This window comes from Marinococcus sp. PL1-022 (assembly GCF_033845285.1).
Lineage (GTDB): Bacteria > Bacillota > Bacilli > Bacillales > Marinococcaceae > Marinococcus.
In genome coordinates, this window is record NZ_JAWXCX010000001.1 from 3,097,857 (window position 1) to 3,109,997 (window position 12,141).

Here is a 12,141-nt window from a genome sequence, read left to right on the forward strand (position 1 = left end):
TTTTCGTGAACTTAAGCGTTCGATTTATGGTTTTGCACATAATCCTGAAGGTCTTTAATAATTGCTTCAGCACCTTCAGGGGAGAGAATAATTTTACCGTCAGCAAGGGATAAGTTATCATCCGACACTTCTCCGGTTACCTGGCAGGTCATGTTTGGTTTGTATTTTTTCAATACAATGCGGTCATGGTCCACATAAATTTCAAGAGCGTCTTTCTCCTGGATTTCAAGTGTGCGGCGGAGTTCAATTGGAATAACTACGCGCCCTAATTCGTCAACCTTACGTACGATACCTGTTGATTTCATTGGTAGGTCCTCCTTAGATTTAGCTTTATTCGTCAAAATTCGACATTTTCTATCTGTAAGCTAACAATACCAATGTTTTCTAATACCGTCAACGAATTTGAATCATGGTTTCTGTGAAATTTAACAAAAATTTCAATCACATATACGCAAATAAATCATTTTATACTTCTGTTTTTATGTTAATTTTTAAAAAATAAAGTCTTAACCACTCCAATTTTGTACAAAAACCATAAAAATTTATAAAAGGAAAATATTTACTTGGCTAAAAACTAATTTTGTCGAATTGTCGAATGAAAATATTTTTGACGAAAAGAAAAAAAACACATAGTATATTAGTGTAGAAAATATTGGCCCGACGAATGGATGAGTATCTACAGAAGCCGGCACAGAGAACCGGGAATGCTGAAAACCGGTGCGGCGGAACTAGAGAATATGGTCCGGGAGGGCGTCCGTGTGAGCTGTAATAGTAAAGACGGGCCGTCGGCGGCGTTAACGCTGAACTTCCGGGGGCCGGATGCGCCTGGAAATAAGCCGTTGTTTGTAAAAATAACGGAAATTTGGGTGGTACCACGTGAGCGTAGCTTTCGTCCCTTGGCGGACGGAGGCTTTTTTTATATTGGAAGAGACCTTACACACTTTGAAGGAGGACATAAACATGCCAGAAGAAAAGAACACGTTTTATTTAACGACACCAATTTATTATCCGAGTGGAAAGCTTCATATAGGACATGCGTATACGACAGTGGCCGGAGACGCTCTTGCCCGTTACAAGCGCCTGAGAGGCTACGATGTAAAGTACTTGACCGGAACAGATGAACACGGGCAGAAAATTGAAAGAAAGGCGGAGGAGAACGGGGTAAGCCCGCAGCAGTTCGTCGATGACGCCGCGCAGAACATTAAGCAGCTGTGGGACAAATTAAATATTACCTACGATGATTTCATCCGTACAACCGAAGACCGCCACCGCGATGCTGTACAGATCATTTTTGAAAAGCTGAAAGAAAACGGGGACATCTATCTGAGTGAATACGAAGGCTGGTATTCGGTGCCGGACGAGACCTTTTATACAGAAACTCAGCTTGAGGACAAACAGTACGACGAAGCAGGCAATGTCACCGCCGGCATCAGTCCGGAAAGCGGCCATCCGGTGGAGAAGGTACGGGAAAAATCGTATTTTTTCAAAATGAGCAAGTATGCGGACCGCCTGCTCCAGTTTTATAAAGATAACCCGGAATTTATCCAGCCGGAATCCCGTAAAAACGAAATGATTAATAACTTTATCAAACCGGGTCTCGGGGATTTGTCTATTTCAAGAACGACCTTTGAATGGGGCATCCCTGTCAAAAGCGACCCGGAGCACGTGGTATATGTATGGATTGACGCACTTAGCAACTACATCACTTCGCTCGGCTATACGACAGAGCACGACGAAGAATATCAAAAATACTGGCCGGCAGATGTGCATATTGTTGGCAAAGAAATCGTGCGTTTCCATACTATTTACTGGCCGATTATGCTGATGGCCCTCGATCTGCCGCTTCCAAAGAAGGTGTTCGGCCACGGATGGCTGTTAATGAAGGACGGAAAAATGTCGAAATCCAAAGGCAACGTTGTTGATCCGATTCCGCTTGTCGACCGGTACGGTTTGGATGCTGTCCGCTACTATCTGCTCCGGGAAGTTCCGTTTGGATCTGACGGGGTATTCACGCCGGAAGGATTTGTGGACCGGCTGAACTATGATCTCGCAAATGATCTGGGCAATCTTTTGAATCGTACTGTGGCGATGATTAACAAATATTTTTACGGCTCCGTCCCGGCCTATGTAAAGAATGCGACTCAGTATGATGCTTCGCTGCTTGAACTAATGGAGGCGACCGTCACAAAGGTAGAAAATGCGGTTGAAGAAATGGAGTTTTCGGTGGCTCTGACAGCCATCTGGCAGCTCATCAGCCGGACAAACAAATATATTGATGAAACGCAGCCGTGGATTCTGGCAAGAGATGAAAGCAAGCGGGAAGTGCTCGGCTCCGTGCTCTACCACCTGGCAGAATCTCTGCGGGTAATCAGCATACTGATTCAGCCGTTTATGACAGAAACGCCGAAGAGCATCTGGTCGCAGCTTGGGATAGATAAAGAAATTACAGGCTGGGAGACGACAAAATCCTTCGCCCATATAAAAGCAGGTACCCAAGTAGCCGCAAAGGCTGTACCCGTCTTTCCTCGTCTTCAGCAGGAGGAGGAAGTGAAGTATATTATTGAGTCAATGGGCGGTACGGTAAAAGCGGAAGCAGAAGAGGAAGAGGAAACGGAAGAAAACGGTGAAATCACGATTGATGATTTTGGGAAGGTGGAACTGAAGGTAGCGGAAATCATTGACGCAGAACCAGTCAAAAAGGCTAATAAACTTCTTAAAATCCAGTTGGACGTGGGGGATGAGAAGCGTCAGGTCATTTCAGGCATCGCAGAGCATTATACACCGGAGGATCTAAAAGGCCGGAAGGTGATCTGTGTGACCAATCTGAAAGCGGTGAAGCTGCGGGGAGAATGGTCGGAAGGAATGATTCTGGCAGCTTCTAAAGGAAAGGAACTTACGCTTGCTACTATTGATCAGGCTCTTCCGAACGGATCGGTCGTGAATTAAAGAAGGGACGAGAATGTAATGCTTTTTGATACACATGTTCATTTGAACGTAGAACAATTTGAAGGAGAAGTTGCAGAAACGATCGGACGGGCCAAAGAAGCCGGAGTCGAATACATGACGGTCGTCGGCTTTGACCGGGAGACGATTCCTAAAGCGATAGAATTGGCGGAAACGTATGATTTTATTTATGCAGCAGTTGGCTGGCATCCGGTTGACGCTGTCGACATGACTGATGAGGACCTGGACTGGCTTGAGGAACTCGCCGGCCACCCCCGCGTGGTTGCCCTCGGAGAAATGGGACTTGATTATCACTGGGACAAGTCTCCAAAGGATGTACAAAAAGATGTCTTCCGCCGGCAGATACACCTGGCAAAGAAAGTAAATATGCCAATCATTATTCATGACCGCGAGGCCCATGATGATATTGTCGACCTGCTCGAGGAAGAAAATGCGGGAGAAGTCGGTGGTATTATGCACTGCTTTGGCGGAACTGCCGAGACGGCGAAGCGCTGCATGGATATGAATTTTTATATTTCCTTTGGCGGCCCGGTAACGTTCAAAAACGCAAAGCTTCCTAAGGAAGTAAGCAGGGAAATCCCGATGGACCGGCTGCTGGTGGAAACCGACTGTCCATTTTTGGCGCCGCACCCTTACCGGGGCAAGCGAAACGAGCCGGCGTACGTAAAGCTGGTGGCTGAAAAAATCGCAGAGCTGAAAGAAATTCCGTATGAGGAATTGGCTGAACAGACGACAAAAAATGCTAAACAGCTTTTTCGTCTGTAGACGATGAACAGGCCCGCTCTTTCCATGAAGAATGGAAAAGCGGGCTGTATCATAGCAAAAGACTAAATTGGCTTAGAAGGAAGGTAACCGTGCGTATTTATGAATGTATCGTAGTGGAGGGCAAGTCTGATACTGCAGCCGTCCGCAACGCGGTGGAGGCAGACACTATTGAAACAAACGGGTCGGCAGTAAGTGAGGAAGCGCTCCGCCGGATTGAACTGGCCAGGGAGCGAAGAGGAGTTATCATTCTGACTGACCCGGACGTGCCGGGCGAGAGAATACGCCGGATTGTCAGCCGGCGTGTGCCTGGGTGCAAGCACGCTTTTTTAACAAAGGGAAAAGCTTACGGAAGCCCGGGCCAGAGTCTGGGCGTAGAGCATGCTTCTGCAGAAACGATCCGGGAAGCTTTAAGGCACGTGCGCAGCGAAAAAGAGCATCCGGAAGTGACAGCAGCAGTAACAAGGCAGGACCTTTTGGAGCTCGGCCTGTTCGCCGGAAGCGGCTCAAGAGATAAACGCGCCCGTCTTGGGGAAATATTGAACATTGGCTATGCTAATGGAAAGCAGTTTTTGAAAAGACTGGAAATGTTTCAGATCAGTCAGGCTGAATTCGCTGCGGCATATGAACAATTATTGGAAGAGGAGGAGAAGGCGTGAAGGATATAGCAACCCCGGGGCGGACAAAGGATATATTGGAAAGACACGGATTTGCGTTTAAAAAAAGCCTGGGACAAAATTTCTTAATCGATGCAAACATTTTAACGCGCATTGCAGAAGCAGCGGGCATAGGGCCGGAGGACGGTGTCATAGAGGTAGGACCCGGCATCGGAGCGCTCACAGAGCATCTCGCAAAACAGGCGGGGCAGGTGGAAGCATTCGAAATCGACCAGCGCCTGCTTCCGATTCTTGAAGAAACGATGGCCCCTTATCCGCATGTCCGGGTACACCACCGCGACATTCTGCAGGTGGAGCTTGGGGCTTTTATTCGTGAACAGATGAGTGAATGCCGCAGCATATCCGTCGTAGGAAATCTTCCGTATTACGTTACAACTCCCATCCTGATGGCAGTGCTTGAACAGAGGCTGCCGATTAAAAACATTGTGATTATGCTGCAAAAAGAAGTGGCAGAGCGAATGGCGGCAGTGCCTGGCACAAAAGCCTACGGGTCCTTATCCATAGCGGTGCAATACTTTGCGGAAACAGAGAAGGTGATGACCGTTCCTAAAACCGTTTTTATTCCGCAGCCAAGAGTGGATTCGCTGATTCTCCGCCTGAGAAAGCGCTCCGCTCCACCGGTGCACACAGTGAATGAGGAATTCTTCTTCCGTCTGGTGCGGGCGTCGTTTGTCCAACGCAGAAAAACCCTGTGGAACAATTTGCTTCACCAGCTCGCTGGGCCGGAGGGTAAAGAAAGACTGCTGCATGCGTTTTGGCAGACCGGCATCGATCCTGCGAGACGCGGGGAAACGCTTTCTATGGAGGAATTCGCTCTATTAGCCAACGAACTTGCTCCTTTTTATCAAGAATTTTAAGACATTCCGAAAAAGAAGATTTAGTAATTGACATTCAAATTAAAGAATTGTTATAATGAAAAATTTTTGACAACTAATCCGGGTTATGTTAACATTGTTTTTAGTGAGGTGGGTTAGACAATGGGAAAAACATTGGTGGAGATTAAAGAAGCGTTGGATCTAAAAGTAGGTAAACGAGTTACGGTAATTGCTAATGGCGGACGCAAGAAAACCGTCGAACGTTCCGGGTATTTAGAAGAAACATATCCTTCCGTCTTTATTGTCAAACTGGACAGAGCCCAGCATCCTGTCGAACGTCTTTCTTACAGCTATACAGATGTACTCACCCAGACAGTCAAACTGTATCTAACGGAAGAAGAAGAGCTTCAGGCTTAACTAACACATACGAATGCAGTCCCCGGACAGCATACAGGCTTTCTGCGCTAAGCAGGAAGCTTTTTTCGTGTTTAAAATCATGTTGAAAAAAGGACGACGAAACGCGCGCGAAAGCCTGGTTTCCGAATCTGCGCGCGCCTGCGGCAGCAGGGGAAGCTTTTCCTGCTGTACATGCTGCTGTTTTTCAACTAAAATGTTAGAAGGTTGAAAGTGCGGTAAACGTGGAGGAAGATGAGAGAAGGAGAATGATGGTGAAGTTATCAAAAAAGGCTCCGGCGAAAATAAATCTGACGCTCGACGTTTTAGGTAAACGGGCAGATGGCTATCACGAAGTGAAAATGGTGATGGCCCAGGTGGATTTGGCTGATCGTCTGGAGTTTGAGCGAAGAAAAGATGGAAAAATTGTCGTGCAAATGTCAGAAGGCTTTCTTCCGGAAGACCATAGAAACCTGGCTTACCAGGCTGCAAAGCTGTTAAAGGATAAATACCGGATTGCATACGGCGTATCGATCTTCATACATAAAAATATCCCTGTCGCTGCCGGACTTGCCGGTGGCAGCAGTGATGCCGCAGCTACGCTGCGGGGAGTGAATGAGCTGTGGGAAATCGGTGCGGACATGGATGAACTGGCGGAAATCGGGGCGCTGATCGGCTCAGATGTCTCTTTTTGTGTCCACGGCGGAACGGCGATCGCCACTGGCCGGGGGGAGCAAATTGAACACATTGACCCGCCTCCGTCCTGCTGGGTAATTTTAGCTAAACCTCCTACAGGCGTTTCCACCGGGGAGATATACCGCAGAATTGATGCGTCGAAAAAACGCCGGGAGATGACACCTGCGATGGTCGAGGCGATTCGGAGTAACAATTATGAACAATTGTGCCGCTCTTTATCCAATACCCTTGAAGAAGTAACTCTGCCTCTGTACCCCGAGGTGGGCCAGATTAAAGCCCGCATGCTCGATTCCGGTGTGGATGCTGCGCTGATGAGCGGCAGCGGTCCTACTGTTTTCGGGCTGGTGGATAAGGAAAGTAAAGTAAGCCGTGTGTATAATGCGTTGCGTGGTTTCTGCTCCCAAGTGTACGCGGTTCGTCTGTTGAACAACCGAAACGCTTGATAAAATCCGTATGAAAATGGTATATTCTTGCTAAATATTCGGATTTTACGGAGGTAAGCATGAAAAAATTGAAACGAAGCGGCCGATTGGTTGATATGACCAATTTTTTGCTGCAGCATCCACATGAACTTATCTCTCTTGGTTATTTTACGGAGAGGTATGATTCCGCCAAATCCTCGGTAAGTGAAGATTTGACTATCATTAAAGAAATTTTTGAAACACAGGGCGTTGGTGCACTGCGTACGGTGGCAGGCGCGAGCGGCGGCGTGCGATATGTACCGAAAGTGGAAAAAAGCACTGCAGAATTGTTTGTCGAAGAGCTGTGTGAAAAGCTCGAAAACAAAGAACGGCTGCTGCCTGGAGGATATTTATATATGATGGATATTCTTGGGCGTCCGCGCACGATGAACGAAGTGGGAAAAATGTTTGCTTCTGTTTTTGCGGACCGGCAGATTGATGCGGTTGTCACCGTGGCTATGAAAGGCATTCCGCTTGGACACGCAATTGGTACATACCTTGACGTACCTGTAAGCATTGTGCGGAGAGACCACCGGGTTACAGAAGGATCGACGGTGAGCATCAATTACGTATCGGGTTCATCGAGACGTATTCAGACGATGTCCTTGGCGCGGAGGAGCCTGCCGGAAGGATCCAACGTCCTTGTAGTGGACGATTTCATGAAAGCAGGCGGTACGGTGAGCGGTATGATAGAGCTGCTGCAGGAGTTCCGGGCAAACGTAGCGGGTATTGGAGTGCTCGTAGAAGCTGAAGGCGCCGGAGAGCGGCTGGTGGATGATTATGTAAGCATTGCAAGAGTGGAAGAGGTGAACGAAAAGACGAAAAATATCCGTGTAGTTCCCGGCAATTTTCTAACAAAGCTGGAAAAGGAGAGATCAAGATGAAGGAAGTATATACTAATCAGGCTCCAGAGGCCATTGGCCCATATTCACAGGGTATAAAGGTAAATAATGTATTTTACAGCTCCGGCCAGATCCCTTTGACCACGGCGGGCGAAATTGTCAGCGGCGGCGTTGAAGAGCAGACGCATCAGGTTTTTCAAAACCTGCAGGCAGTGCTCGCTGAAGCCGGTTCCTCGCTGAATCACGTTATTAAGGCAACAGTATTCATTAAAGATATGGATGAGTTTCCGGTTATTAATGAAGTGTATGGGTCTTACTTTCAGGAGCATCAGCCGGCCCGTTCATGTGTCGAAGTGGCACGTCTTCCTAAGGATGTAAAAGTGGAAATTGAAGTCATTGCTTTATTGGCTCCATAAAAACAGTACTCTGTGCTGCCTGTGCAAATGGCAGCCGGGGTGCTGTTTTTTTACGATATGGGTAGAAAAAAGCAGGTGACAGGCCGATAAGAAGAATAGAGGAAGGATTTTTTAAAGACAGGACTTTTAGCTCGAGTAAAAAGATGTGGTAACATACATAAAACATCGTTATACTGAATACATGTTTATATACTTCAAAACCAAATATATCTGCAGGTGATTTTTTGCCTGGGGAGGACTTTACCAAATAATATAGAAACTAATAATCAGCCTCTTTACGTTTTGTGCGGCAGAGGAGATACATATAGAGGAGAGAGTTAATAAATCAAAGGTGGTGAAAATATGCAGGTAACAGATGTCAGGCTGCGCCGGGTAAATACTGATGGACGAATGAGAGCAATTGCGTCGATTACATTCGATGAAGAGTTTGTGGTCCATGATATTCGGGTCATTGATGGAAATAACGGTCTCTTTGTTGCTATGCCGAGTAAACGCACCCCTGATGGGGAATTCCGTGATATTGCCCATCCTATTTCGTCAGCAGCGAGAGAGAAGATCCAGGCTGCTGTATTGGCAGAATATGACGAACAGGAAGAACAGCCCGCAGAAAAAAATTATAACGAAGCCGGCGCTTCGTAATATCATATGTATCAGGGCAGCGATAACGGTCTCAAGGAGGCCGTTATTTATTTTTGGCTGTAAACGAAATCAGGTGGATAGGAAAACGTTCATTATGTAGAATAGGTAATAGTGTATTCTTGAAAATCGAAAGCTTTTAAGATATTATTCTTAATGGACAAAAATGCGCATATGGAGGAACCTACATGAACAATCGCTATGCCGTTATTTTAGCTGCCGGAAAAGGCACCCGCATGAAATCCAGCCTCTATAAAGTACTTCACCCTGTCTGCGGAAAACCGATGGTGGAGCACGTAGTGGACGAACTCGAAGACGCCGGTGTCGACCAATTAGTGACGGTGACCGGCCACGGTGCAGAAGCTGTCGAAGAGCATTTAAAGGAGCGTACTTCTTATGTGCTTCAGGAGGAGCAGCTTGGCACGGCTCATGCTGTAATGCAGACGAGGCAGATGCTCGAGGGCAAAAAGGGGACGACCATCGTTGCGTGTGGAGATACTCCATTGATCCAGGGGAGCACGATGCAGGCGCTGATGGATCACCACGAACAAATGGAAGCAAAAGCAAGCATTCTGACAGCCGTAGCAGACGACCCTGCCGGTTACGGCCGGGTCGTCCGGGGCAGCAGTGGAGAAGTGGTCAGGATCGTTGAACATAAGGATGCAGACGAAGCAGAAAAAAGCATCCGGGAAATTAATACGGGGACCTACTGCTTTGATAATGAAGCATTGTTTCATGCCCTCAGCCAGGTGGATAACAATAATGTTCAAGGTGAATATTACCTTCCTGATGTCATTGGTATCCTTCAGGAGGAGGGGGAAACCGTATCTGCCTGGACCACTCCGGACTTTTCTGAGACAATCGGGGTGAACGATCGCGTGGCCTTATCCCAGGCTGAAAAAGCCATGAAGCGCCGCATCAATGAACATTGGATGCGGCAGGGAGTAACCATTATCGATCCGGAGAATACTTACATCTCCAAAGAATCTGTGATCGGCGCTGATACAGTCATTGAGCCGGGCACTATTCTCCGCGGCAGTGTGCATGTAGGAACCTCCTGCCAGCTCGGCCCGCATTCAGAAATCAGCAATGCTGTCATCGGCAGCGAAACAGTGGTTCGTCAGTCGACAGTGACAGACAGCGAGATAGGAAACTCCGTACAAATCGGCCCCTATGCCCATATCCGGCCGGCGTCATCGATCGGTGATGAAGCCAAAATCGGAAATTTTGTTGAAATTAAAAAAGCATCCATCGGACAGGGAAGCAAAACATCCCACCTAAGCTACATCGGAGACGCAGAGGTAGGAAAAAATGTGAATATCGGCTGTGGCTCCATTACTGTTAATTACGACGGTATGGATAAGCATTTAACGAAAATTGAAGATAACGTGTTCATCGGATGCAACTCCAATCTTGTAGCGCCGGTAAACGTTGGGAAAGGCGCTTACGTAGCAGCAGGTTCCACTATTACTTCGGATGTTCCGGAGGATGCGCTCTCTATTGCGAGATCAAGACAGACGAATAAAGAAAACTATGTAAGCGAAAAATTAAATGCAGGTAAAAAGCAAAACAAGTGACGGAGGGAATTAAAAAATGTCCACGATGGATCGCTCCAATTTGAAAGTATTCACCCTGAACTCGAATCCAAGGCTGGCAGAGGAAATTGTTGAACAGATCGGTACAACAATGGGACTCAGCTCTGTAAAACGATTCAGTGACGGAGAAGTGCAGATAAACATTGAAGAAAGTATCCGCGGCTGCGATGTCTTTTTGGTGCAGTCGACTTCAGACCCGGCCAATGAGCATCTCATGGAGCTTTTGATTATGATCGATGCGATGAAGCGGGCTTCGGCAAAAACAATCAGCGTTGTCCTCCCTTATTACGGATATGCACGCCAGGACCGTAAGGCACGGGCGAGAGAACCAATTACAGCCAAGCTGATTGCCAATCTGCTGGAAACAGCTGGAGCGACCAGGATTTTGAGCCTGGATCTGCACGCGACGCAAATTCAGGGATTCTTCGATATTCCGGTGGATCAGCTGCAGGGAGAACCTATTTTGTCCCGTCACTTCAACGAAAAGGGCCTGGAGGATCTCGTTATTGTATCGCCTGACCACGGAGGCGTGGTGCGCGCACGCAGAATGGCAGACCGCTTAAAGGCTCCTATTGCGATCATTGATAAGCGCCGGCCGCGTCCAAACGTTTCAGAGGTCATGAATATCGTCGGTGACGTAGAAGGCAAAACGGCCATCATTATTGATGATATTATTGATACCGCCGGTACGATCACTCTCGCAGCGGATGCATTAATCGATTCGGGGGCAAACCATGTGTACGCATGCTGCACCCACCCGGTACTCTCCGGCCCGGCGATAGAAAGAATCGAAAATTCGAAGATTGAAGAGCTTGTAGTAACAAATTCCATCGTGCTTCCGGAAGAGAAAAATATTGATAAAATAACGCAGCTTTCCGTCGGCCCGCTTATGGCTAAAGCAATTATTAATGTCTTTGAGCAGACGTCGGTCAGCCGTTTGTTTAATTAATCTACAAGAAAATCAATGGTTTGAATAAGCCATTGATTTTTGATGTGGATTCTGGTATAATTCTGTCTCAAGTGGGCAAAATTACGCGAACACGTGAAAATAAAATTTAATTATGAGGTGAATACCATGGCTACGCAGTTAACTGCAGCACGTCGTCCTGAAACAAAACAGTCAGTGACGAAAAAACTCCGCAGAGAGGGCACAATTCCAGCCGTTATTTATGGCAAGAAAACGGAAAGCCAGCCTATCTCTGTCGACAATGTTACATTCCTGAAAACGATTCGTGAGGCCGGAAAGAACGGCATCATTGATCTGAGTATTGAAGGCGAAAACAAAAAGCACCAGGTCATCGTGCATGATATGCAGGTTGATTCCATCAAGGATTACTTCATTCATGTTGACTTCTTTGAAGTAGACATGACCTCCGAAATGGAAGCAGACGTTGTTGTAAACCTTGCCGGTGAAGCTCCAGGGGAAAAAGACGGCGGCGTTGTCTCCCACATGATGTTCAATATTACTGTCAGCGCACTGCCTGCTGAAATTCCTGAGAGTATCAGCGTGGACATTTCGACATTGAACGTCGGCGACTCCATTCAGGTGGCAGACCTTCCAGAAGGTTTAAACTACACGATTACGAGTGAGCCGGAAGAAACGATTGTTACTGTTCTTGTACCGGAAGAAGAGCCGGAAGAGCCAGGCGAAGAAGAAGCAGAAGAGCCTGAGCTTGTAGATGCGGACGAAGAATCCGAAGAAGGTTCTGAAGAAGGCAGCAACGACAACAACAATTCATAATTTCTGCACCAAAGCTGACGGAGGGCGTGCCCTCCGTCATAAATAAAGATCGCAGGCGACGCTGCTTGACAGGCGCCCTGCGATCTTTATTTATGCTATGCTGTTAAGCTGAAATATCTTAAAATAAAACAAGCGCCGTAATC

13 protein-coding genes are annotated in these 12,141 nt (G+C 47.2%); 12 read left to right on the plus strand and 1 reads right to left on the minus strand.

The genetic code is table 11. The features are described from left to right. Window positions 1–11: 11 nt before the first annotated feature. A complete protein-coding gene (locus SIC45_RS15835) occupies window positions 12–305 on the minus strand; it encodes an AbrB/MazE/SpoVT family DNA-binding domain-containing protein (RefSeq protein ID WP_022792877.1) in 294 nt (97 codons plus the stop codon). A 655-nt stretch (window positions 306–960) separates the two neighbouring features. Between SIC45_RS15835 and metG the strand changes: the two genes are divergently transcribed. The 12 genes from metG to SIC45_RS15895 all read left to right on the plus strand — a co-directional run bounded on the left by metG (window position 961) and on the right by SIC45_RS15895 (window position 11,998). Beyond that, a complete protein-coding gene (gene metG, locus SIC45_RS15840; RefSeq protein WP_319632885.1) occupies window positions 961–2,946 on the plus strand; it encodes a methionine--tRNA ligase in 1,986 nt (661 codons plus the stop codon). Window positions 2,947–2,964: 18 nt separating this feature from the next. Further along, window positions 2,965–3,729: a TatD family hydrolase gene (locus SIC45_RS15845; protein ID WP_319632886.1), complete on the plus strand. Its 765-nt coding sequence runs from the start codon at window positions 2,965–2,967 to the stop codon at window positions 3,727–3,729. A gap of 89 nt (window positions 3,730–3,818) precedes the next feature. Beyond that, complete coding sequence (gene rnmV / locus SIC45_RS15850; RefSeq protein WP_298786930.1) at window positions 3,819–4,385, plus strand: ribonuclease M5; 567 nt, start codon at window positions 3,819–3,821, stop codon at window positions 4,383–4,385. Further along, entirely contained in the window at window positions 4,382–5,260 is an 879-nt protein-coding gene (gene rsmA, locus SIC45_RS15855; protein ID WP_298786931.1) for a 16S rRNA (adenine(1518)-N(6)/adenine(1519)-N(6))-dimethyltransferase RsmA, read from the plus strand. The genes rnmV and rsmA overlap by 4 nt, the downstream gene beginning before the upstream one ends. A gap of 120 nt (window positions 5,261–5,380) precedes the next feature. Beyond that, entirely contained in the window at window positions 5,381–5,635 is a 255-nt protein-coding gene (locus SIC45_RS15860) for a Veg family protein (RefSeq protein WP_022792872.1), read from the plus strand. 251 nt (window positions 5,636–5,886) lie between these two features. After that, the gene (gene ispE, locus SIC45_RS15865; RefSeq protein WP_319632982.1) at window positions 5,887–6,750 is read left to right on the plus strand and encodes a 4-(cytidine 5'-diphospho)-2-C-methyl-D-erythritol kinase; all 864 of its coding nucleotides are present in this window, start codon (window positions 5,887–5,889) and stop codon (window positions 6,748–6,750) included. A 59-nt stretch (window positions 6,751–6,809) separates the two neighbouring features. Then, window positions 6,810–7,652 (plus strand): pur operon repressor, encoded by an 843-nt coding sequence (gene purR, locus SIC45_RS15870; RefSeq protein ID WP_319632887.1) that lies wholly within the window; start codon window positions 6,810–6,812, stop codon window positions 7,650–7,652. Continuing rightward, entirely contained in the window at window positions 7,649–8,026 is a 378-nt protein-coding gene (locus SIC45_RS15875) for a RidA family protein (RefSeq protein WP_298786941.1), read from the plus strand. The genes purR and SIC45_RS15875 overlap by 4 nt, the downstream gene beginning before the upstream one ends. A gap of 342 nt (window positions 8,027–8,368) precedes the next feature. Next, window positions 8,369–8,665 carry a septation regulator SpoVG gene (gene spoVG, locus SIC45_RS15880; RefSeq protein WP_298786943.1) on the plus strand — a complete coding sequence of 99 codons (297 nt, stop codon included), beginning with the start codon at window positions 8,369–8,371 and terminating at the stop codon, window positions 8,663–8,665. A 185-nt stretch (window positions 8,666–8,850) separates the two neighbouring features. Next, window positions 8,851–10,239: a bifunctional UDP-N-acetylglucosamine diphosphorylase/glucosamine-1-phosphate N-acetyltransferase GlmU gene (glmU, locus tag SIC45_RS15885; RefSeq protein ID WP_319632888.1), complete on the plus strand. Its 1,389-nt coding sequence runs from the start codon at window positions 8,851–8,853 to the stop codon at window positions 10,237–10,239. 16 nt (window positions 10,240–10,255) lie between these two features. Next, complete coding sequence (locus tag SIC45_RS15890) at window positions 10,256–11,206, plus strand: ribose-phosphate diphosphokinase (protein WP_298786946.1); 951 nt, start codon at window positions 10,256–10,258, stop codon at window positions 11,204–11,206. Between the two features lie 126 nt (window positions 11,207–11,332). After that, window positions 11,333–11,998: a 50S ribosomal protein L25/general stress protein Ctc gene (locus SIC45_RS15895; protein ID WP_319632889.1), complete on the plus strand. Its 666-nt coding sequence runs from the start codon at window positions 11,333–11,335 to the stop codon at window positions 11,996–11,998. Window positions 11,999–12,141 lie beyond the last annotated feature (143 nt).